The 23,011-nt window shown below is 64.5% G+C and carries 17 protein-coding genes; 6 read left to right on the top strand and 11 right to left on the bottom strand.

Features of this window, described 5'->3' with window-relative positions; translation table 11 throughout:
* Position 1: 1 nt before the first annotated feature.
* The 8 genes from ACOVRJ_RS13485 to ACOVRJ_RS13450 form a co-directional block, all read right to left on the bottom strand.
* Entirely contained in the window at positions 2-916 is a 915-nt protein-coding gene (locus ACOVRJ_RS13485) for a hydroxymethylglutaryl-CoA lyase (RefSeq protein WP_422044365.1), read from the bottom strand.
* Positions 917-941: 25 nt separating this feature from the next.
* Complete coding sequence (locus ACOVRJ_RS13480) at positions 942-2,942, bottom strand: biotin carboxylase N-terminal domain-containing protein (RefSeq protein WP_422044364.1); 2,001 nt, start codon at positions 2,940-2,942, stop codon at positions 942-944.
* 442 nt (positions 2,943-3,384) lie between these two features.
* Positions 3,385-4,473, bottom strand: a complete 1,089-nt coding sequence (gene bioB / locus ACOVRJ_RS13475) for a biotin synthase BioB (RefSeq protein WP_422044363.1) — start codon at positions 4,471-4,473, stop codon at positions 3,385-3,387.
* Between the two features lie 51 nt (positions 4,474-4,524).
* Complete coding sequence (gene bioD / locus ACOVRJ_RS13470) at positions 4,525-5,211, bottom strand: dethiobiotin synthase (protein ID WP_422044362.1); 687 nt, start codon at positions 5,209-5,211, stop codon at positions 4,525-4,527.
* Complete coding sequence (gene bioF, locus ACOVRJ_RS13465; RefSeq protein WP_422044361.1) at positions 5,208-6,449, bottom strand: 8-amino-7-oxononanoate synthase; 1,242 nt, start codon at positions 6,447-6,449, stop codon at positions 5,208-5,210. Before bioF ends, bioD begins: the two co-directional genes overlap by 4 nt.
* Positions 6,439-7,797, bottom strand: coding sequence for an adenosylmethionine--8-amino-7-oxononanoate transaminase (gene bioA, locus ACOVRJ_RS13460; protein ID WP_422044360.1), 1,359 nt, complete (start codon positions 7,795-7,797; stop codon positions 6,439-6,441). Before bioA ends, bioF begins: the two co-directional genes overlap by 11 nt.
* Positions 7,798-7,819: 22 nt before the next feature.
* Positions 7,820-8,602 (bottom strand): enoyl-CoA hydratase/isomerase family protein, encoded by a 783-nt coding sequence (locus tag ACOVRJ_RS13455; protein ID WP_422044359.1) that lies wholly within the window; start codon positions 8,600-8,602, stop codon positions 7,820-7,822.
* A gap of 63 nt (positions 8,603-8,665) precedes the next feature.
* A complete protein-coding gene (locus ACOVRJ_RS13450; protein WP_422044358.1) occupies positions 8,666-10,273 on the bottom strand; it encodes a carboxyl transferase domain-containing protein in 1,608 nt (535 codons plus the stop codon).
* A 163-nt stretch (positions 10,274-10,436) separates the two neighbouring features.
* On the opposite strand from ACOVRJ_RS13450, the gene ACOVRJ_RS13445 reads away from it, so the two are divergent.
* The 3 genes from ACOVRJ_RS13445 to ACOVRJ_RS13435 all read left to right on the top strand — a co-directional run bounded on the left by ACOVRJ_RS13445 (position 10,437) and on the right by ACOVRJ_RS13435 (position 13,355).
* Positions 10,437-11,162 (top strand): TetR/AcrR family transcriptional regulator, encoded by a 726-nt coding sequence (locus tag ACOVRJ_RS13445; RefSeq protein WP_422044393.1) that lies wholly within the window; start codon positions 10,437-10,439, stop codon positions 11,160-11,162.
* 207 nt (positions 11,163-11,369) lie between these two features.
* The gene (locus ACOVRJ_RS13440; RefSeq protein WP_422044357.1) at positions 11,370-13,058 is read left to right on the top strand and encodes a C1 family peptidase; all 1,689 of its coding nucleotides are present in this window, start codon (positions 11,370-11,372) and stop codon (positions 13,056-13,058) included.
* A gap of 18 nt (positions 13,059-13,076) precedes the next feature.
* Complete coding sequence (locus ACOVRJ_RS13435; protein ID WP_422044356.1) at positions 13,077-13,355, top strand: protease inhibitor I42 family protein; 279 nt, start codon at positions 13,077-13,079, stop codon at positions 13,353-13,355.
* A gap of 10 nt (positions 13,356-13,365) precedes the next feature.
* Here ACOVRJ_RS13435 and ACOVRJ_RS13430 read toward each other — a convergent pair whose 3' ends face one another.
* Positions 13,366-15,663 (bottom strand): ATP-dependent DNA helicase, encoded by a 2,298-nt coding sequence (locus ACOVRJ_RS13430; protein ID WP_422044355.1) that lies wholly within the window; start codon positions 15,661-15,663, stop codon positions 13,366-13,368.
* A complete protein-coding gene (locus ACOVRJ_RS13425; protein WP_422044354.1) occupies positions 15,660-16,550 on the bottom strand; it encodes a hypothetical protein in 891 nt (296 codons plus the stop codon). Before ACOVRJ_RS13425 ends, ACOVRJ_RS13430 begins: the two co-directional genes overlap by 4 nt.
* A gap of 117 nt (positions 16,551-16,667) precedes the next feature.
* Here ACOVRJ_RS13425 and ACOVRJ_RS13420 point away from each other — a divergent pair, with 117 nt between their 5' ends.
* The 3 genes from ACOVRJ_RS13420 to ACOVRJ_RS13410 all read left to right on the top strand — a co-directional run bounded on the left by ACOVRJ_RS13420 (position 16,668) and on the right by ACOVRJ_RS13410 (position 22,314).
* A complete protein-coding gene (locus ACOVRJ_RS13420) occupies positions 16,668-19,592 on the top strand; it encodes a DUF349 domain-containing protein (protein WP_422044353.1) in 2,925 nt (974 codons plus the stop codon).
* A 101-nt stretch (positions 19,593-19,693) separates the two neighbouring features.
* Positions 19,694-20,161, top strand: a complete 468-nt coding sequence (locus tag ACOVRJ_RS13415; RefSeq protein WP_422044352.1) for a (2Fe-2S)-binding protein — start codon at positions 19,694-19,696, stop codon at positions 20,159-20,161.
* Between the two features lie 2 nt (positions 20,162-20,163).
* On the top strand, positions 20,164-22,314 hold the full coding sequence (locus tag ACOVRJ_RS13410) for a molybdopterin cofactor-binding domain-containing protein (RefSeq protein WP_422044351.1): 2,151 nt from the start codon (positions 20,164-20,166) through the stop codon (positions 22,312-22,314).
* A gap of 4 nt (positions 22,315-22,318) precedes the next feature.
* On the opposite strand, the gene ACOVRJ_RS13405 is transcribed toward ACOVRJ_RS13410, so the two are convergent.
* Positions 22,319-22,510, bottom strand: a complete 192-nt coding sequence (locus ACOVRJ_RS13405) for a heavy-metal-associated domain-containing protein (protein ID WP_339597141.1) — start codon at positions 22,508-22,510, stop codon at positions 22,319-22,321.
* Positions 22,511-23,011 lie beyond the last annotated feature (501 nt).

The raw sequence follows: 23,011 nt of genomic DNA, 5'->3' as shown, positions 1-23,011 counted from the left end.
TTCAGACCGCCGCCCGCTTCGCCAACAAGGCGCGCCCGACCCGTGAGACCGGCAAACGACCCAACACACCGGAGATAAAAGCGCCAGCGTCGACCAGCTTGTCGAGATCGATGCCGGTCTCAATGCCCAGACCATTGAGCATGAAGACCACATCCTCGCTGGCCACATTGCCGGTGGCGCCCTTGGCGTAAGGGCAGCCGCCCAGGCCGGCCACGCTGGTGTCGAACTGATGCACACCCAACTCCAGGCAAGCATAGATATTGGCCAAGGCCTGGCCGTAGGTGTCGTGGAAATGGCCGCTCACTTCCACCAAGGGGTAATGCTTGAGCGCCCGCTCCATCGCCGCCTGCACCTTGCGCGGCGTGCCGACGCCGATGGTGTCGGCCACGCCCAAATGTTCGACACCAATCTCCTTCATCAAACGCACCACGCGCTCGACTTGATCGGCGCTGATGTCGCCCTCGTAAGGGCAGCCGACGGCGCAAGACAAGGCGCCGCGCACCTTGATGCCCGCGGCCTTGGCCGTCTCCACCACCGGGGCGAAGCGCTCGATGCTCTCGGCGATCGAGCAGTTGATGTTCTTCTGGCTGAAAGCCTCGCTGGCTGCGGCGAAGACCACGATCTCATCGGGCCGGGTTGGAATCGCCGCTTCCAGCCCCTTCATATTCGGCGTTAGCACCGCATAGCGCACGCCGGGCTGGCGCTCGATGGCGGCCATCACCGCCACGTTGTCGGCCATCTGCGGCACCCATTTGGGCGACACAAAGCTGGTGACCTCGATCTCCTTCAGGCCGGCCGCTTGCAGCATGTGCACCAGCTGGGCCTTGTGCTCGGTGGCGACCGGTGCCTTCTCGTTTTGCAGGCCGTCGCGCGGGCCCACATCGACCAGGGTGACACGGCTGGGAAAATTACTCATCGGGGCTCTCCTCGTTTCAGCCTGATCAAGCCGCGGCTTGCAAACGCAGCAGCTCGGCGCCATCGGCGATCTGGTCGCCCACGGCGAACAGCAGCTCGAGCACCACGCCATCACGCGGCGCGCTGATAGTGTGCTCCATCTTCATCGCCTCCATGACCGCCAGCGGCTGGCCCTTGGTGACCGTATCGCCCACTTGCGCCAGGAAGCTGACCAGCTTGCCGGGCATCGGCGCGGTCAAACGGCCACCTTCTGCGGGGCCGTCAACCGCGCGGGCAATCACATCAATCTCGGTCACCAGGCTGCTGCCCTGGGCGCTGAACACGGCCACCACCTCGCCATCGGCATAGGTGCTGACGGTGATGCGCTGCTGCGCCAAGCCCTGGCCCAAGAGCAGCTCATGCGACTCCAGACTGCGGGAGTTAACTGCGAAGGCGATGACCTCACCGGCCACCGTCAGCTGCATGCCGCCTTGGTGGTGGCGCGAGAGCAAGACTTCGTGATGAGTGCCCGTCACTTCCAAGTCAAAGCGACGCGCCGAGGCGCCATACATGCGCCAGCCGTCGCGGCGGCTCCAGGGGTCACTGCTCTGCAGCGTGGCCTCGGCCGCCAGCGTGTGCGCCACCACGGCAGCGGCACTGATGGTCAAGGGCAGACCGGGCTGCTCAAACAGCGCGGCACGCTCACGCTCGATCAGCGCGGTGTCCAGATCCGCTTGGGCAAAGGAAGCCGTGGCCGCGCAACGGCGCAAAAAGGCCACATTGGTTTGCAGGCCAACGATGTGCGTGTCGCGCAGCGCTGCGTCCAAGCGCGCCAGGGCCTGTGACCGGTCTTCGCCCCAGACGATCAGCTTGGCAACCATGGAGTCGTAGAAGGGGCTGATGGCATCGCCCTCGCCCACGCCCGCATCGATGCGGACCGCTCCGCGCTCAAACTGCACATGCTCGGGCCAGCGCGCCACATTCAAGGCACCCGTGGCGGGGAGGAAACCGGCGTCCGGGTTCTCAGCGCAGATGCGCGCCTCGATGGCATGGCCCTGCATGCGCAGTTCATCCTGCTTCAAGGGCAAGGGCTCGCCCGAAGCCACGCGCAACTGCCACTCGACCAGGTCTTGCCCGGTGATGGCCTCGGTAACCGGATGCTCCACCTGCAGTCGAGTGTTCATCTCCATGAAGTAAAACCGCCCGTCTTGCTCGCAAATGAACTCGACGGTGCCGGCACCGCTGTAACCGACCGCCTTGGCTGCTGCCACGGCCGCGCCACCCATCTGGGCACGGCGCTCTTCTGTCATGCCGGGGGCCGGCGCTTCTTCCAGCACCTTTTGGTGGCGACGCTGCACCGAGCAGTCGCGCTCGAACAGGTACACACAGTCGCCAAAATTGTCGCCAAAGACCTGGATCTCGATATGGCGCGGGCGCTGCACATAACGCTCGATCAGCACTGCATCGTCACCAAAGCTATTGATGGCCTCTCGCTTGCAAGAAGCCAAGGCCGCATCGAATTCCTCGGCGGCAAACACTGCGCGCATGCCCTTGCCGCCGCCACCGGCGCTGGCCTTGATCAGCACGGGGTAGCCGATGCGATCAGCCTCGGCGCGCAAAAGCGCCGGGTCTTGGTCGGCGCCGTGATAGCCCGGCACCAGCGGCACACCGGCCGCCTCCATCAAGCGCTTGGATTCCGCTTTCAAGCCCATGGCCTGAATCGCCCTGGCCGGCGGGCCGATAAAGACCAGGCCATTGGCCGCGCAAGCTTGCGCAAACTCTTCGTTCTCGCTCAAGAAGCCATAGCCGGGGTGCACCGCTTCAGCGCCAGTGGCCTTGGCCGCGTCGATGATGCGCTGCCACTGAAGATAAGAGTCACGCGGCGCGGGGCCGCCAATCAAGACCGCCTCATCGCAAGCCTGCACATGCTTGGCTTTGGCGTCGGCCTCGGAGTAAACAGCGACGGTTTTGACTCCGATACGCTTGGCCGTGGCCGCCACGCGGCAGGCGATTTCACCCCGATTGGCGATGAGGATTTTCTTGAACATCTCTTTTGTCTCCAGTCTCGTGAACTTTGAACTTTCTAGGCCCATCCAGGTTTGCTGAGTAGGTCGCAATGTCGTCATTCAGTCCTGCTCGCCCAGCCGGCCCGAGGACTCAAGCACTCGCCTTGAAGCCAAGCCGATGCGCAGCGAGGCGTGGCGGTATTCGGGGTTCCCCGTTTTGCCCGGGCGAGGAGCACAGGCTTTGGCGGGCGGCGCGAAGCGCCTTCAAGAGCTGACTTCGCGCCCCTTGTTTGAACGGAGCGTAGCGAAGTGAGTTGGGCGCGGCCCGACAAAGTCGAGCACCGCAGCGAACCCGTCAGGGCCGGGCATTCGGGGCGGCTTCTTTGCTTACTTTCTTGGGCGCCCAAGAAAGTAAGTCGCCCGCCGGGGCGAATTCCCGGCTTGGGCGTCAGATCAAAGCAAGCGCCACCCATGAAGCATTAACTCAGTGCGAGTGGCAGCTCACCTTGCCGCAGCCACCCTCAACTTCAGCGGCAGCGTCAGCTTGCGGCACCAAATTCGCCTCACTCGCACAGCGCATGCCCAAGCGATTCAACAGCGCGCGGTCCTTCTCCGCCTGCGGATTCGAAGTGGTGAGCAGCTTGTCGCCATAGAACATCGAGTTCGCGCCTGCCAAGAAGCACAGGGCTTGCATGCTCTCAGGCATCTCCTCACGGCCAGCCGACAAACGCACCATGGCACGCGGCATGGTGATGCGGGCCACAGCGATCGAGCGGATGAACTCAAACGGGTCCAAGGCTTCGGTGTTCTTGTCGGCCAAGGGCGTGCCCTCCACCTTCACCAAGTTGTTGATCGGCACCGACTCGGGGTAAGGGTTCAAGTTAGCCAATTGCACGATCAAGCCGGCGCGCTGGCCTCGGCTTTCGCCCATGCCGACGATGCCGCCGGAGCAAACCTTCAGGCCCACATTGCGCACGCGGTCCAGCGTGTCCAAGCGGTCTTGGTAGGTGCGGGTGGTGATGATCTGGCCGTAGAACTCGGGCGAGGTGTCGAGGTTGTGGTTGTAGTAATCGAGGCCGGCTTCGGCCAGTTGCTCGGCCTGGCCGTCACCCAGCATGCCGGCGGTCAAGCAGGTTTCCAGGCCCATGGCCTTGACCTCTTTGACCATCTCGCCAATCGCTTCCAGGTGGCGCTCTTTCGGCGAGCGCCAGGCGGCGCCCATGCAAAAGCGCGTGGCGCCATTGGCCTTGGCGGCGCGGGCGGCTTCCAGCACCTCTTGCAGCGGGATCAGCTTCTCGGCCTTCAGGCCGGTGTCAAAGTGGGCCGACTGTGGGCAGTAAGCGCAGTCCTCCTCGCAGCCGCCGGTCTTGATGGACAAGAGCGTGGACAGCTGCACCGCATTGGCGTCGAAGTTCTCGCGGTGCACCTGCTGGGCGCGGAAGATCAAATCGTTGAAAGGCAGGTTGTACAGGGCCACCACTTCGGCCACCGTCCAGGTCTTGCTGTTGCGGCGCTCCGCGTCGGTGGTGGGCGTCAGCGATTGGATTTGGTTGACGGTTTGCGAGTGGCTCATAGCGATTCCAAAAAGCGATTCGAAAAGTAAGGAGGTGGCGAAGGCAAGGGTTCAGACCAGCTGCGCAAGCAACTGCTCCCGATTCAAACAGGCGGCCACGGCCGCTGCGCTGGGCACTGACAGCCGAGGCACATGGCCCCAGCAAGGCGCGCCAAGGCCGGCCTCCAGCGCCCCCAGATTGTCCTTCACATGTGGCATGTCGGCGTCCACCTGGTTGCCCACCCAGCCCGCCAGCTGCAAGCCGCGGGCCCGGATGGCCTCGGCGGTCAGCAAGGCATGGTTGATGCAGCCCAGGCGCAAGCCCACCACCAGGACCACCGGCAGGGACAAATCAACAGCCATATCTGCCGTGTCATAGCCTGGGTTCAAGGGCACGCGAAAGCCGCCCACCCCTTCCACCAGCGCCAGCTCGCCCAAGGCGGCACTGGCGCGGATGGCGGCCAGCAGCGGCTCGCGCTCAATGGTTTTGCCTTCCAGCGCTGCGGCGATATGCGGAGCGCAGGCGGCGCGGAACTGCAGCGGCCCGACCTGCTCCGGGCTCATGCCTATGCTCTGCGCTGCGTGCAACTGCTGCACGTCTTCATTGACCCAGTGGCCATTGACGTAGTCCTGGCCTGCAGCCAGCGGCTTGATCGGCGCGGCGCGCAGGCCTATGGCACTGAAAGCATGGGTCAGGCCCGCGGTGATGCAGGTCTTGCCGATCTCGGTGTCGGTGCCGGTAATGAAAAAGCCTTTCATGCGCTGGCCCTTTCTTCGGTTTTGTCCATCTCAGCTGCCGCTGCGCTCAAGGCGGCCAGCAGCTGGGCCACATCGGCCTCGGTATGCGTCGCGCACAAGGTGATGCGCAGCCGCGCCTCGCCTTTGGGCACGGTGGGGGGCCGAATGCCGGGCACGCGAATGCCTTCGGACTCCAGCCTTGCGGCCAGCGCCATGACCTCGGCATTGCCGCCGATGATGAGCGGCTGCACCGGCGTGTCGGACGGCGGCAAACGCCAGCCCAGGCTCGGGTGCCGCTGCAGAATCACTTCAACACCCGCGCGCAGCTGGGCTTGCAAGCGGCGCAGATTGGCACGGCGCGCCTGGCCCAGCTCGCCTTCGATCAAAGCAAAGCTGCTCAGCAGCGCATGCTCAACGGCCGGCGGCGACGCGGTGGAGAAGATGAAGTTGCGTGCCGCCTGCAGCAGGTATTGGGTAACGGTGGCATGGGCCACCACAAAGGCCCCGGCCAGGCCGGCGGCCTTGCCCAGGGTGCCAACCAAAATCAGGCGCTCGCTGCGCAGACCGAAATGCTCCAGCGAGCCACGCCCCTTCTCGCCCAAGACGCCAAAGCCGTGCGCATCGTCCACGATCAGCCAGGCATCGAACTCTTCGGCCAGCGCCAACAGAGCCGGCAGCGGCGCCAGATCGCCGTCCATGCTGAAAACAGCGTCGGTGACGATCAGCTTGATCTTGGCTGTGCTGGCCGAAAGCAGCTCGCGCAGGCCCACCACATCGGCATGGGCATAACGCTTCACCTCAGCGCGCGCCAGGCGGGCGCCATCGATCAGCGAGGCATGGTTCCAAGCTTCGGAGAAGATTTCCGCACCCTCGTCGCCCAGCGCCGTGACCACGGCCAAATTGGCCATATAGCCGGTGCAAAAGCCCAGCGCCCTCGCCTCGGGGATGTTCGGCGCCAACCAGGTCGCCAAGGTCTCGGCCACCTGTTCATGCGCGCGGCTGTGGCCGCTGACCAGGGGCGAGGCGCCGGAGCCCCCGCCGTAAATCATCGCGCCCTCGATCAAGGCCTCGGTGATCTTGGGCTCGGCAGCCAGGCCCAGATAGTCGTTCGAGCAGAACATCAGCAGCTCGCGGCTGCGCCCATCGGCGCCACGCACTTGCTGACGCGGCGCGGTCGGGCTCTCAGCCTGACGCAAAAAGCGAGTCAGGCTTTGCGCCTCGATGGCGCGCAGCTTCTCGTTCAAGTGATCAAGCAACATGAGGTTGATCCTTGCTGCTTGAATCGGGCGTTTGCGCCAGGACCTCGTCGAGCGTGCGGGTGACGGCCTGCGCCAAAAAGGCGGCCCTTTCAGCATCGATCACATAAGGCGGCATCAGATACACCGTGTTGCCGATGGGGCGAACCAGCAACTCATGCGCACGCGCTGCCAGATGGAAGCGTTCAGCGAAGCGCAGGCCGGGCTCCGTCACATCAAAGGCCAAGACCATGCCCAGCTGGCGCAGATGCGCCACGCGGGGGTGCGCGGCCAAGGGCGCAAAGGCAGCCTTCAACAATTCGGCTTGGCCTGCATTGGCCTCCAGCTGGCCCGCGTCAAATCGGTCCAACACCGCATTCGCCGCCGCGCAAGCCAGGGCATTGCCGGTGTAGGAATGCGAATGCAAAAACCCGCGGGTGACGTCTTCGCTCCAGAAGGCTTGGTAGACCGACTCGGTCGTCAACACCAGGGACAGCGGCAGGGTGCCGCCGGTGATGCCCTTGGACAAGGTGATGAAGTCCGGCCAGTCCGACTTCGTCTTGGGCTCGGCATGTTCCCAGGCGAAGAAGGTGCCGGTGCGGCCACAGCCCATGGCGATCTCATCGACGATCAGATGCACTTCGAACTCGCTGCACAAGGCGCGCAGGCCACGCAGATAGTCGGCGCTGTACATCACCATGCCGGCGGCGCCTTGCACCAGCGGCTCGATGATGACGGCGGCGATCTGCGCGCCGCGCTCGCTCAGCAGCGCGCGCATGGCGGCCAGGGCCTGAGCCTCATTGCCCAGGCGGGCGTCGGGCGACTCGACGATGTGCGCCTGCATCAAGAGCGGGTCATAGGCATCGCGAAAGACCTTGACGTCGGTGACGGCCAAGGCGCCGATGGTTTCGCCGTGATAGCCGTTCTTCAGGCAGACGAACTCACGCTTCTGGTCGCGGCCGAGGTTGCGCCAGCTGTGAAAGCTCTGCTTCAGCGCGATCTCGACCGCGCTGGCGCCATCGCTGCCGAAGAACACATGCCCCAGTGCATCACCGGTGCGCGCACTCAGGCGCTCGGCCAGGCGCACGGCGGGCGCATGGGTGCAGCCGGCCAGCATCACATGCGGCAAGGTGTCGAGTTGCTGCTTGATGGCGGCATTGATGCCCGCATCGGCGTGGCCAAACAGATTGACCCACCAAGAGCTGTTGGCATCGAAATAACGGCGGCCTTCATAGTCGTAAAGCCAAGGTCCAGAGCCACGCGCGATCGGCAGCGGCGGCACGACTTCGGCGCGTGCCATCTGGGTGCAAGGGTGCCAAACGGCGGCGCGGCTGCGGCGCTGCCAATCGGCTTGGGTACTGCTGGAATTCATCGACAAGGACCGAATCAAAACATCAAGCCAACCAGGACGGCCGACTCTTGTTCAAAAAGCTCTGCACACCTTCGCGGCCCTCTTCGCTGGCACGGATGTCAGCAATGCGGCGCGCGGTGTCATCTCGCAGCGAAGGCGTGATTGTCGCGTGTGCCACGTCCTGCACCAGGCGCTTGCAGGCGCGCACCGCCGCCGGACCGTTGGCACAGAGGGCCTCCACCAGCGCTGCCACCTTGGCGTCTAGGGTCTCAACCGTGGCCAACTCATGCACAAGGCCCAGGCGATGCGCCTCGGTAGCGCTGAAACGCTCTGCCGTGATGAAGCAGCGGCGCGAGGCTTGCTCACCCAGGGCGCGCACCACATATGGCCCGATGGTGGCGGGCAGCAGGCCCAGCTTGGCCTCCGACAGGCAAAAGCCCGCCGCATCCACGGCCACCACCACATCGCAGACCGACACCAGGCCCACGCCACCGGCGTAGACATCGCCCTGCACCCGCGCGATCACCGGCACCGGACAGCTGTAAATCGTCCACAGCATCTCGGCCAGGCGCGAGGCATCGGCATGGTTCTCATCCCAGGAATAGCCGGCCATGGCCTTCATCCAGTTGAGATCGGCGCCAGCGCAAAAAGCCTTGCCTTCAGCGGCGAGCACGATGGCGCGCAAGCTAGCGTCCTGGCCCAGGGTTTTGAAGGCCTCGGTCAGTTCGGCAATCACCGACTCATTGAAGGCATTGCGCACCTCGGGGCGATTCAGGGTGACAGTGGCGATATGGCCCTGCCGGTCAATCTTCAGGCTGCTACTCATGCATTCATCTCCCTCGGTATCGCAATCAGGGCGCTTGCTCGATCTTGCTGGCCTCTAGTCCCATCACATCCGGAAGACACCAAACCTGGTATCCGGAATCGGCGCATTCAAGGCGGCCGACAGGCCCAGGGACAAGACGCGGCGGGTGTCGGCCGGGTCGATCACGCCGTCGTCCCACAGCCGTGCGCTGGCGTAATAGGGGTGACCTTGGTCTTCGTATTGCTGCCGGATCGGCGCCTTGAAGGCTTCTTCTTCCTCGGCGCTCCAGGCGCCGCCCTTGCCTTCGATACCGTCGCGCTTGACGGTGGCCAGCACGCTGGCCGCTTGCTCGCCGCCCATCACCGAGATGCGCGCATTCGGCCACATCCACAAGAAGCGCGGGCTGAAGGCGCGGCCGCACATGCCGTAATTGCCGGCGCCAAAGCTGCCGCCGATGATGATGGTGAACTTGGGCACCTGGGCGCAGGCCACCGCCGTCACCATCTTGGCGCCGGCGCGGGCAATGCCCTCGTTCTCATATTTGCGGCCGACCATGAAGCCGGTGATGTTCTGCAAGAACACCAGCGGGATCTTGCGCTGGCAGCACAGTTCGATGAAGTGCGCGCCCTTGTTGGCGCTCTCGGCGAACAAGATGCCGTTGTTGGCGACGATGCCGACCGGCATGCCCTCGATGTGCGCAAAGCCGCAGACCAGGGTGGCGCCGTAGCGGGCCTTGAACTCTTCGAACTCGGAGCCGTCCACCACGCGGGCGATGACCTCGCGCACATCAAAAGGCTTGCGCGTGTCGGTCGGGATCACGCCGTGCAACTCGCTGGCGTCGAACAAAGGCTCGCGCGGCGTTTGCAGCAGCAATTGCGAGTCCTTGCGCCAGTTCAGGCCGGCCACCGATTGGCGGGCAATCGCCAAGGCATGGGTGTCGTTATTGGCCAAATGGTCGGCCACGCCAGAAAGCCGCGTGTGCACATCGCCGCCGCCCAGGTCTTCCGCCGTCACCACCTCGCCAGTGGCGGCCTTCACCAAGGGCGGGCCGCCCAGGAAGATGGTGCCTTGGTTCTTGACGATGATGGTCTCATCGCTCATGGCCGGCACATAGGCGCCGCCTGCGGTGCAAGAGCCCATCACCACCGCGATTTGCGGGATGCCGGCAGCGGACAGATTGGCTTGGTTGAAGAAGATGCGGCCGAAGTGATCGCGGTCCGGGAACACATCGTCTTGATTGGGCAAATTGGCGCCACCCGAGTCCACCAAGTACACACAGGGCAGGCGGTTTTGCTGAGCGATCTCTTGGGCGCGCAGATGCTTCTTAACGGTGATGGGGTAGTAGGTGCCGCCCTTCACCGTGGCGTCGTTGCAGACGATCATGCAGTCCACGCCGGAGACGCGGCCGATGCCGGCGATCATGCCGCCACCGGGTGCGGCGTTGTCGTACATATTCAGGCCCGCCAGCGGTGCCAGCTCCAAAAACGGCGTACCGGGGTCCAGCAGCATCTCGACCCGGTCGCGCGGCAGCAGCTTGCCGCGCGCGGTGTGCTTGGCGCGCGCCGCATCGCCGCCGCCCTGAGCAATCTTCTCCAAGCGGCTGTTCAAGTCATCCAGCAGGCCGCGCATGGCCTCTGCATTGGCCTTGAAATCGGCGGAACGGGCATTCAGTTTGCTGCTGAGGGCGGGCATGGTGTCTCCAAAAATCGCTGCACCGGATTTTGCATGAGTGCGGCTCACATCTTGATCGGCGTACTCAATTTATCGGCTTCTGTCTTCGCGCGAGGGCCGAAGAATAGGCCAGCAGCCACAATGTTGCAAGCCAGACTTGAGCTTTACTCAATTTATACGCAGAATCCGCCCGGTGACACCGCCCAAGCCGCCCTCCCTTTCCTCCGCCAACACCACCACCCAACGCCGCGCGCCCGCCGGTGCCAAGGCGGAGCAGCGGGTGCGCGACATCTTGCGCGTGAGCCGCGAGGTCTTTGCCCAGCGCGGCTATGAACATGCCACCACCACCGAGATTGCGAAGCAGCTGGGCATCTCGGAAGCCACCGTGTTCACCTACTTTCGCGGCAAGCGCGAGCTGTGCATGCGGGTCATTGGCGACTGGTACGACGAGATCATCGAAGCCATCGAAGCCGGCCTGCCGCGCGAAGCGCCGGTGCGGGTGCAGCTGGAGTTCATGGTCCACACCCATTTGCGCCTGTTTTTGATCCAGGGCACCGGCTTGTGCGCCCTGGTCTTGTCGGAGGGTCGCACCAAGGGGCAGGAGTTTGGCGACGCCTTTGTCGAGCTGCAGCGCCGCTACACCGCGCCGTTGATGGATTTGCTTGCACGCGGCCAAGCCAGCGGCGAAGTGCGCAGCGACATCCCGCTGCGCCTCTTGCGCTCCCTGGTCTTCGGGCCGATGGAGCACATGCTGTGGGAGGTCATCATCGCCGGCCGGCAGATCGAGATCGACACCGCCGCACGCGACTTGGTCGCCCTGCTCTGGCCGGCCCTGCAAGCGCCGGAGCAAGAGCTACTGAAGTTGCGCCGGTTGCGTGATGAGCTGGGTGAGGCCATGGCCCGGCTTTGAGCCGCCAAGCTCAGCAAGCAGTTGCCGTGTAAACAATGCGTTATCCCTACGTACAGCCCAAGACCATCAACCCGCGTCGATAGGCCGGCCAAGCCCCCCCCAGGTCAAGCTAGGGGGCTGGCATATCAATCCAGCAGCTCTGCGCCTAGTGTCTAGCAGTCAGCGCCCCGTGCACTGGCGATATGCATTCACCCTGGGAGCCCTGCTATGCCGAACCTTGACATCAACACCCTGTCCAAAGATCTCAACCTGGCCAAGGCGCGCTGGACCGCCCGACAAACCCCGCAATCAATGCTCACAGACAGCCAGAAGATGGCTCTGCTCGGCGTGATCTTCACCAAGGAGTTCATCGACGCCGGCGCAGCGCCTGCGGCGCAAAGCAAGGCCGCCCCAGCTTTCGCGCCGGCCGTCGATTGGCGCAACCGCAATGGCAATCACGTCACCTCGGTGAAGGATCAAAAAAACTGTGGCTCCTGTGTGTCCTTTTGCTGCACCGCCTTGGTGGAGTCCATGGCCTCGATCGAGAAAGGTCAGTTGCTGAATCTCTCGGAGGCCGATGCCCATTTCGGCTCCTCGCACGGCGCCAGTTGTAGCGGCTGGAATGCCAATGACTGCCTGGAGCAGATCAAGGTGCGCGGCGTGGTGCCAGATGCGCTTTTCCCTTATATGGCAGCCTTTGAAAATCCCCCGCAAAGCAGCCCGGCCGAGCCGCACTATTGGATACCGCATGCCGGCGCCATCCCGAACCGCGCGGCCTCGGCCATCAAGATCAACTCGCACGGTCTGCTGAGCAGCATCGTGGACCGCAAAAACTACCTCAGCAATGTCGGCCCCTGCTCGGCATCCTTTGATGTCTACGACGATTTCTTCTCGTATGGCAGCGGGGTCTATCACCATGTCTCGGGCGTCTACCGTGGCGGCCATTGCGTTGAAGTGATTGGTTATTCCGAAGCCGAGCAATGCTGGATCTGCAAGAACTCCTGGGCCGAGAGCTTTGGCATGGCGGGCTACTTCAAGATCGGCTACGGCGAATGCAAGTTCGACGCCTACCCCTTCGCCACCGCCCAAGGCGTGGTCTTGCCCCCACCGCAAGTGGGTTGGCATGGCTATGAAAGCTTAGGCGGCATCATCACCTCGCGGCCCAGCGCCACCTCCTGGGCGGCCAATCGCATCGATGTGGTGGCACGCGGCACCGATTCGGCGGTTCACCACCGCTGGTGGGACGGCAGCAGCTGGCAGGGCTGGGAGAGCCTGGGCGGCGGCATCCAGGGTGCACCGGCGATCTGCTCCTGGGGCAATGGCCGGCTGGACATCTTCGCCGTTGGCATGGATCACCGCATGTATCACAAGTGGTTCCAAGGCGGCTGGAGCGGCTGGGAGTCGCTGGGCGGCCAGTTTTCCTCCGAGCCTTGCGCGGTGTCTTGGGGGCCGAATCGCATCGACATCTTCGGCCGCGGGCTTGACTCCGCGATGTATCACATGTGGTGGGACGGCGCCCACTGGGGCGGCTGGGAGAACCTCGGCGGCGTCTTGGCATCGGGCCCGGCGGTCTCCAGCTGGGCCGCCAACCGGCTCGACTGCTTCGTCAAAGGCACCGACAGCAAGCTGTATCACAAGTGGTGGAACGGTGCTTGGAGCGGCTGGGAGAGCCTGGGCGGCTATGTCTCCGCCGAGCCGGCTGCGGAGTCCTGGGGGCCGAACCGCATCGATGTGTTCTACGCCGGCGCCACCTCGCACATGATGCACAAATGGTGGAACGGCAGCAGCTGGAGCGGCGAAGAGGACCTGGGTGGCATCCTGAGCTCAGGCGTGGGCGTCAGTTCCTGGGCCCCCGGCCGCCTGGACTGCTTTGTCGAGGGCACCGACTCGGCGATGTATCACAAGTGGTATGCCTGAAAGACATCCCAGCCCGCTATGCGCCTGAAGTTTGAAGCCGGCAAACCCTTTGAGTTGAAGCTGGGCTCCGCGCCCAGCACCGGCTATCTTTGGGAGCCGCTGACCCCGCCGGCGGGCCTGCGGGTGAGCGAACTCGCCATGGAACAAGTCGCCGCCCCCAGCCCCGGGGACGGCGGCCAACAAGTCTTTCAGGTGCTGGCCGACAAGCCCGGCCACTATGTCTTGGCGTTTCAATACAAGCGTCGATGGGAGCGCGAGCCCATCGAAACCCGCGTCATTGAGCTTGATCTGTACTGAACGAAGCAGTTCAAGCCGAGCGATCGATTTGCCACCAACGCGGCAGCAAGGCCTGGATCTCGGGCCGTGCATAGCGGTCATCCATCAAGACCACCACGCCGGCGTCGCTGACGGTGCGAATCACCCGACCTGCGGCCTGCACCACTTTTTGCAGGCCCGGATACAGGTAGGCGTAGTCGTAGCCTTGGCCTAACAATTCATCCAAGCGCATCCGAATCTGCTCATTGACCGGATTCAGCTGCGGCAACCCCAAGGTGGCAATGAAGGCGCCGATCAAACGCTTGCCCGGCAGATCCACCCCTTCAGAAAAAGAACCGCCCAGCACCACAAAGCCAATGCCCTGGCTGCTCTCGGTCAAGCGGGCCAGGAACTCAGCTTGCGCCGATTCGGCCATGCGCCGCTGCTGGCGCCAGATCGTGATGTTTGGAAACTCACGCTCGAACAGATCCGCCGCTTCGTTCAAGTAGTCGTGGCTGCTGAAAAAAGCCAGATAGTTGCCTGGGGCCTGCTGAAACTGCTGTCCCATCAAAGCCACCAAGGCCGGCAAGGAAGCGCGGCGATGCTGATAGCGGGTGGACACCTGCTGCGCCACCCGCACCAGCAGCTGTTCGGCACTGAAGGGTGCCTCCACCTCCAGCCAGGCGCTGCGCTCGGGCAAGCCCAAAAGGTCGGCAAAGTAAGCAAAAGGTTGCAGCGTGGCCGAGAACAAGACGGCGGTGTGCGCGGCTTGCAAGCGCGGCTTCAGGAACTCGGCCGGCAGCACATTGCGGATGCACAGGGTGGACGAAGTCTTGGCCAAACCCTGGCTGCTGAGCTGCCAGTCACACAGCGAATGCGGGCCAAACAGTTCGGCCAAGCGGGTGAACTGCAAGGCTTCGAAATAGAAGTCTTGCAGAGCCACATCTCTTTCGGTGGGGTGCTCGCTCATGTACTCGGTGATGGCGGCGCTGGCCAGTTGCAGCGCCGTCAGCAGCTTGGCCGGCAGAGCTTCCAAAACCGCGTAGTCCCGCTGCGCCTCGCCCGCTTCTTTGTTCAAGGCGGCCCAAGTGCGCTGCAGCTTGTCGAGTGGCTTTTTCAGAACGGCCGGCGCATCCAGCTTCAAGGCCCGCAGCTTGGCCTGCTGCAGCTCGGCGCTGTACATCTTGCGGCCGCGCTCCACCAGGTTGTGCGCCTCGTCCACCAAAAGCGCCACCCGCCAACCCGCCTCCTGGCTCATGCCGTGCAGCATGGCGCTGAGGTCAAAAAAGTAGTTGTAGTCGCCCACCACCACATCGGCCCAGCGCACCAACTCCTGGCTCAGGTAATAGGGGCAGACTTGATGCTGCAAGGCGATTGTGCGCAGCACGGCCTTGTCCAGCAGCGTGCCCGGCGCCTGCGACACGGCCGCCAAGCGTGCCGCCGGCAATCGCTCATAAAATCCCTGAGCCAGCGGACAGGATTCGCCATGGCAGGCTTTGTCGGGGTGTTCGCACGCCTTGTCGCGGGCCACCAACTCCAGCACCCGCAGCGGCGGCGCCTCGGGTGCGGCACGAGAGATTTTGTTCAAGGCCTCCAGCGCCATGGCCCGCCCCGAGGTTTTGGCCGCCAGGAAAAAAACCTTGTCCAGGCGCTGGCCCGGGCTGGCCTTCAGCAGCGGAAAAATCGTGCCCACGGTTTTGCCAATGCCGGTGGGCGCTTGCGCCAAGAGGCAGCGCCCAGAAACCGCCGCTTTGTAAACCGACTCCGCCAAGGGGCGCTGACCCTGACGAAAGTCGGCATGCGGAAAACGCAGCGCATTCAAGGCTAGGTCGCGCGCCGCCCGGTGATCCAGCTCACGCGCGGCCCAGCCCTGGAAGCGCTCACACAGCTGCTCAAAAAAAACTTGCAGCTCCGCCGCGCTGTGGCGCTCGCAATGCACTGTTTCCTCTTCACTGACGACGTTGAAGTACACCAGCGCCAGGTCCAGCTCAGTCAAATCCTCGCTGGCGCACAGCAACGCGCCGTAGACCTTCAGCTGCGCCCAATGCAGGGCGCGGTGATTGGCCGGCATGCGCGCAAGCGCAACGCGATGGGTTTTGACTTCCTCCAAACGCTTGCGGCCGGGGTCGTAACCATCGGCGCGGCCCCGCACCAAGAGCGCTTGGTATTGGCCGCTCAGGCTCAGCTCGGCGCGATAGTCAGCGCCGCGACGGCTCGCCACCAGGGCATGGCCGGCGATGCCTTCTTGGCTGCTGGGCGCCGGGGTGAAGCGCAGGTCCAGGTCGCCCGACTTGGCGGCGAACTCGCACAGCGCCCGCACCGCCACCGTGTACTGCGGCGGAGTGCTCACGACGGCCCGGGAAGGTCAGGCAGATCAGGCAACTCAGGCAGAGGCAATTCGGCCTCGCCGCCCAGCTGCGCTTGCGCCGACTCCTCCGGGCCTGGAGCCGGATGCGCTTTGGCCAAAGCCATCCAGACCGCAAACGGCAGCTCGCAGGGCCGGTGCCGGGCCGGGCGCAACAGCTCCAGCCGGCCGTCCGCGACTGCGCCGTGCAAAACCCAAACACCAAAGTCCTCGGGGATCTCTTGCGGCTCGGCGATGCCGGCGGGGAATACATAAAAGCACTCGCTGCACAGCCACTGATATGACTCGCGCTTGGCCGCATGGCGCAGGTCCGACAAGAGATCGGCCCGGCTGACCTTGACCTCATGCACCACCGGCTGCAGATAGGCCTGCACCGAGGTATTGCGCACCGAAAACACATCCGGCCGCGCCATGCGCCAGACCGCTTTGCCGCTTGCGGCTTGAGGCGCGGGCGCAGCATCGGGCGCTTCGGCCAAAAAGCCCGGCTGCTCCGGCGAAGCCAAACCATCGGACGCAAGCACCGCAGCGGCGGTGCCCTCTGCTGCTGGTGAGACTTGAGCCCGCAGCGACAACTCACGCCAGACCACGCGCCCGTTTTGCTGCAGGCTGCGCACCACCCGCTCCGCCAATTGGTCATGAGCGCTGGCCGCGCGCAGATTGCGGCGCCGCGCCGCAGCCAAGACTTGAATGCCGCTGGTGCTCAGCCTCAGGCTGTGCAGACCACTGGTGGCAGCAGACATGGGCTCCACCCAGCCGGCGGCGATCAAATCCAGCTCCAAACCGTCATGACAGGGCCAGCCCGCAGAGCGCCAGATCTTCATCAGGCGCGAGAGCTGGGCCCGCGTGGGGCTGAGGGTTTGAGGCGAGTCCATGCCTGTATAAGTTTACAGTGATGGGTAGCCACCTACACTGCGGGCGGCACCGCGCGACGCAAGCGCCTTGCCAAGTCGAACAACCCCCAACCGAATCGCGGCCCAGGCCGCACGCCCATGCTGAGCTGGATCTTCAAGAAATTTGGACGCAAGAGCGCGTCCGCTGCCCCGTCTGCACAAGCCGCTGCCCAAGAGCAAAAAGCCCGGGCCACCGAGCTGGCGCAAGAAACACAGGCTCAAAAATCCGCACAAAAAGCGCGCGCGATTGAGGATGCCAAATCGCAATGGGCTCCTCGCCTGCAAGCCGCCCTCGGCGACGAAGCGGCCCTGCTGGCCCTGGCCCAGGCCACGCCACTCTTGGACATCAAGCTGGCCGCGATTGAGGCCCTGAGCAGCGAAGAAAGCCTCAAGCAGGCCGAGCGCGAGTTCCGCAAGCACGACCGCCGGGTGCAACGTCTGGCCAAACAAAAGCTGGAAGCAGCCGTGGCCGAGCGCGTGGCCCGCACGCAGGCGCAGACACTGATCGCCAGCGCCCAGGCCTTGCAGGCGGACGCCGAACTGCCGGTCAATCGCCTGATCAGTTTGGACCGCGAATGGCAGGCGCTGGACGCGGCACTGCTGGCGCCTGAGCAGATCGAAACCTTCACGCGCTTGAGCGCCGCGCTGAACCAAAGCCTGCGCGAGCGCAGCGAGCAAGAGCAAGCGCTGCAGCGCTGGTGCCAAGAGGCCGAACAGGCCCTGAGCGACTGGCAAGCCCGCTGCACAAACGCAGCGAGCGAAGCCCAAGCTGAGGCCCTGGACGGATTGATCCCCGCGCTGCATGCGCTGCACGCAGCCCAGCCCCAGTTGCCCCAGAGCGAAGCGCTGGCACAGCGCATCACCGAGGCCTTGGGCCAAACCGAGTCGCTCTTGGCCAAGCTGAATTTGCTGACGCATTGCCGCGCCTTGCCGGCTGTGCCTGCAGCACCGGCACAAGCAAGCACTGCACCAGCCGAAGGCGAAACGACTGAAGCACCCCCGCCTGAGGTGAACTCCGCCAGCCAAGCGTTCGAGCAAGCGGTGCAGCAATGGCAGGCTTTGCCCGCCTTGACCCAAGCAAGCTGGGAGCAAGCGCTGCAACAGCAGTTTGCGGCCTGGAAGCGTGCACAGACGCCCCAAGCCAAGCACGAGGCCGCTGAACCTGCGGCCCCCAAGGCCGAGAAGAAAAAGAACAAGATTGATGAGAAACGCCGGCCCAGCTTGCCCGATGCCAGCGCCGAGCAGTTGCAGCAACTCGAAGTCTTGCTGCAAGCCGCCGAAGCCGCTTCTAGCGAAGGCCTGAGCAGCGAAATGCTGCGCCAGTTGCAAGCCGTGGACACGCTGACCGAAAGCTTCGCAGCCAAGAACCTGAGCGAGGCCCTGCGCGGCCGCCTGCAAGCGCTGCATGCCGAGCGCATGCGCCTGCGCGACTGGGAGCATTGGGGCGGCGCCCGCGCGCTCGACGCGCTGGTTGCCGAAGCTGAGCAACTGGCGCAAGCCACGCCGCAGCCTGCCGATGCAGTAGCTGAAGCGCCAAAGGCCGAGACTGAAGTCGCAGCAAGCGCTGAAGTTGCCGAAGCCCCCCAGGCCAGCAGCCCCGGCAGCACTACAGACAGCGTCCAAGAGGAAGCCCCCGCTGCCCCTGCACCATCAGCCCCCAAGCTGAACCTGAAAGCCCACCGCGAAGCGATTCAATCGCTGCGCCAGCGCTGGAAAGAGGTCGAGCGCCTCAGTGGCGGCGCCGGTCAGGCCCTGTGGACGCGCTTCGATGCCGCGCTGCAAATCGCCCATCGCCCCATCGCTGCCCAAGTGGCCGAGATGCGCGCCGCACGCGAGAGCAATCTGGCGGCGCGCGAGGTCTTGCTCAGCGAACTGCAGAACGCAGCGGTGCTGAACAGCGAAGCCACAGCGGCCTTGGCCGCTGAAGAGGCCTGCGCCCATTGGAAAGAGCAGCTGCGCATCTTGAGCCAGTTCCAACAAGCCTGGCGCCAACTCGGCCCGTTGGAACACACGGTGCCGCATGCGGCGCAAAGCGATTTGCTGCAGCGCCAGCGTGCCCTGCTGGAACGCATTGAGCAACCCTTGCAGCAAGCCCGCGCCCGCGCCGAAGCACAACGCGAACAACTGATTGCCGCCGCCGAGGCGCTGGCCCGCGACATCGCAGCACAGCCGCAGCAGCGCGACGCCACCCAGCGGGTGCGTGACTTGCAAGCCCAGTGGCAAGCACAAGCACGCAGCCTGCCGCTGGCCCGCTCTTCAGAAAACAGTCTGTGGGCCCGCTTCAAGACCGCCACCGACGCCGTCTTTGCCCAGCGCGAAGCCGCCTTCAATGCCCGCGATGAAGCCATCTCGGCCAGCGTGGCCGGCTATGAAGCTCTGCTGGCGCAGCTGAGCGCGCTGAGCTTGGAAACGCCTGACGCCGAGATTCGACGCACCCTGGTCGAGGTGGACCGCGGCTGGCGCCAAGGCGGCGAGCTGCCACGCGCCACCGAGGCGGCGCTGAACACACGCTTGCAAGCCGCCCATCAAGCGGCGCTGCAGATCCTGCAAGGCCGCAGCCAGTTGCAATGGCAGTCGCAGTGCGAAGCCTTGGCCAAGAAGTGGGCGCTGTGTTTGCGCCGCGAACAGAATCCGTCCGGCCTCGATGAGGACAGCTTCGCAGCACTTTGGACCCAAGCCGGCGCCCTGCCCGCCTCGTGGGAGCAGGCTTTGACCCAACGCCTGGCCGGCCCGGCCGATGCTGCTTTCGATGAAGTCTTGCTGCAACTCGAAGCTGCACTGGACCTGGACAGCTCACCCGAGCTGATGGCCGCGCGCCGCCAGCTCAAGCTCAAGGCGCTGAAGGATGCAATGGAAGGCCGCGGCAGCAACGAGCAAGGCCCGGTCCAGCAATCCGCTTGGTTTGTGGCCGCCTTGCGCCAAAGCCAGCTGAGCGCCGAGCAGCAAGGGCGGGTTCAGGCCATCATCAGCGCCTTGCCTGATGCTCCGGCCGGTGCTTTGGGCACCGTCGTGGCCAAAGTCTGAGGCCAACACGGCGCAGACAAGACAGGTGCGCGCTCCCTGTGTATGCTTGCCGGCGCTGGGTGAACCCAGCGCTGTTTCAACGCTGACGCAAGGAACGCCCCATGATTCAACTGAACGTCAACGGCAAAGCCGCTTCGGTGGATGCCGAACCCGATATGCCCCTGCTGTGGGCACTGCGTGAGGACCTTCAGCTGACCGGCACCAAGTTCGGCTGCGGCATGGCGCTGTGCGGCGCCTGCACCGTGCATTTGGACGGCCAGCCGGTGCGTTCTTGTTCCACCCCGCTGTCGGCAGCCGTCGGCAAGAAGGTCACCACCATCGAGGGCGTGGGGGCCAGCAAGACCGGCCGCGCGGTGCAGGCCGCCTGGGTCAAGCTGGATGTGCCGCAATGCGGCTACTGCCAAAGCGGCCAGGTGATGAGCGCCTGCGCCCTGCTGGCGCGCAAGAAGTCGCCCAGCGACGCCGACATCGACGCGGCCATGAGCGGCAATATCTGCCGCTGCGGCACCTACCAACAGGTGCGCGCCGCCATTCACGACGCCTCGGCCTTGCTGAAGAAGGGAGCCTGAACATGGACACCACGATCCTGCAAAGCTCCCGCCGCGGCTTTCTCAAGAGCAGCGCCGGCAGTGCCCTGCTGCTGTCTTTTGCCCTGCCGCTGAGCTTCAAGCGTGCAGAGGCGCAAAGCTCCAACACCTTTACACCCAATGCCTGGCTGCGCATCACGCCGGACAACCGCGTCACGGTGATTTGCGGCTCCTCCGAAATGGGCCAAGGCGTCTTGACCGCCATCCCGATGATGGTGGCCGAAGAGTTGGATGCCGACTGGGCCCTGGTCGGCGTGGAGCAAGCGCCGGCTGATACGGCCTACAACAACCCCATGTTCGGCATGCAAGGCACCGGCGGCAGCACCACGGTGCGGGCACATTGGACGCCGCTGCGCAGCGCCGGCGCCGCGGCCCGGCAGATGCTGGTGGCCGCAGCCGCCGATCTGTGGAAGGTGGACGCCGCGCAACTGCGCACTGAACGCAGCCACGTGATCGCCCCGAGCGGCAAGAAAATCCCTTACGGTGCCTTGGTGGAGCGCGCCAGCCAACAAGCCGTGCCTGCCAAGCCAGGGCTCAAGGCCAGCAAGGACTTCAAGATTCTTGGCAAGCCCACCCGCCGTCTGGACGTGGCGGCCAAGGTCAATGGCAGCGCCCAATTCGGCATTGACACCTTTGTCGAAGGCATGCTGATTGCGGTGATGTCGCGTGCACCCGCGCCCGGCGTCAAGCCCAAGCACATGGACGAAGCGGCCGCACGCGCCGTCAAGGGCGTCAAACATGTGATCGCGCTGGATCATGGCGTGGCCGTGCTGGCCACCGGGTTCTGGGCCGCCAAGAAAGGCCGCGCCGCGCTGAATGTGCAGTGGGAGATGGGCGCGGCAGCGGAGTTGAACAGCGCCAAGGTCAGCAGCCTGCTGGAAACCGCCGCCAACAACGCCAGCGCCGTGGCGGTCGACAAAGGCAACCTCAAGGACGCCGCCGCCAATTCAAGCCAGCATCTGAGCGCCACCTACGAAGTGCCCTATCTGGCCCATGCCTGCTTGGAGCCGCTGAACTGCACGGCCTGGGTGCGCGAGAGCGAAGCCAGCGTCTGGGTCGGTACCCAGGGTCAAGGGCCGACGCAGCAAATCGTCGCCAAGATCACCGGCGTGCCGACCGACCGGGTCAAGGTGCACACCACCCTGCTCGGCGGTGGCTTCGGGCGCCGCTTCGCGCATGACTTCACCATCAGCGCCACGCTTTTGTCCAAGATCAGCGGCCACCCGGTCAAGCTGATCTATGAGCGCGAAGACGATATGGCCGCCGGCTTCTACCGCCCCGCCTCGGTGGTCAAGTTCGAAGGCGCCTTGGACGACAAGGGGCAGATGAGCCTGCTGCGCGCCGACATCGGTTCGCCCTCCATCATGGCCGCCTCCGGCTTCATGAAGATTCCCGCCAGCGGCGTGGACGCGATGGCGGTCGAGGGCATTGCCGACCATCACTATGAGATTGCCAGCCAGCGCGTCGCCTATGGCCAGGCCGAGCCCGGCCCCCAGGTCTGGTTCTGGCGCTCGGTCGGTCACTCGCAAAACGTCTTTTTCCTGGAGAGCTTTGTCGACGAGATGGCCCATGCGGCCAAGGCCGACCCGCTGCAGTTCCGTCTGAAGATGTTGAGCCAGCACCCGCGCATGCGCGGTGTTTTGGAGTTGGCCGCCACCAAGGCCGGCTGGAGCAAGCCAGCGCCCAAGGGCATCCACCGCGGCATTGCGGTGGCCGAGAGTTTTGGCAGCTATGTGGCCGAGGTGGCCGAGCTCTCCATCGGCAAGGACGGCACACCCAAGGTGCAACGCGTGGTGGCTGCGGTGGACTGCGGCCAGACCGTCAACCCGCTGACCATCACGCACCAGATGGAAAGCGCCATCTGCTACGGACTGTGCGCCGCGCTGTACGGCAAGATCACGCACAAAGATGGGCGCGTCGAGCAAAGCAACTTCCACGACTACCCGATCTTGCGCATCGGTGAGATGCCCAAGATCGAGGTTCACATCCTGCCCAGCACCGAAGCCCCCGGCGGCATCGGCGAACCCGGCACCCCGCCGATCGCGCCGGCGGTTTGCAATGCCATCTTTGCCGCCACCGGCGTGCGGGTGCGCAAGCTGCCGATCGAAGCGGCGGCCCTTCTGAAACCGGCCTAAGTCCTCAAGCGGGCGGATAGCCTTCTTCTGTCAAGGCCGCGACAAACACGTCGCGGCCTTTTTCGCTTTCGACCCGCAGAATTTTCGCTTCGCGGTCAAACAAGGGCTTGGCTTCGGCGTCCACGCTCGCCACCGTCTTGGTGATGGCGGCAACGCAGTGGCCGCAGGTCATATCGGGGAGTTTGAATTCGTACATGGTGGGGACCTTCTCATTGAACAGCTCTCAGCATAAACCGGCGAGGTAGGGGCATGTATTGCCGGTATGGTTGAGGCAGGCGCCCCGGACGATGCCGGGAGTTCGCCCCGGCGGGCGACTCACTTTTCTTGGCGCCAAGAAAAGTGAGCAAAAGAAGGCGCCCCTGCCGCATGGCCCTGCGGGTCCGCTCGGATGCTCAAATTTACCGGGCCGCGCCCAACTCACTGCGCTACGCTCCGCTCAAACAAGAGGCGCGAAGCCAGTTCTTGAAGTCGCTGCGCGACGCCCGGCAAATTCTGCGCTCCTCGCCCATGCAGAAGGGGAACTCCAACCTACTCGGCTCGCTGCGCGTCGCCTCGATAGGTGCTGCGTGCGCGCATGCACCACGCAAGTCGATGGTTTAGGGGCAGGTCTTGCCTTCATATTCAAGACTTGGCCCCGCCAGTTCTGTGCTGGTCTAATTTCCCCGGACACCTCGATAGGTGGAATCCACCTGGACGA

Origin of the sequence: Roseateles sp. (assembly GCF_049240545.1) — a bacterium.
Lineage (GTDB): Bacteria > Pseudomonadota > Gammaproteobacteria > Burkholderiales > Burkholderiaceae_C > Paucibacter_A.
The sequence above is the reverse complement of the archived record's forward strand: the minus strand, read 5'-3'. Positions and strand labels throughout refer to the sequence as shown.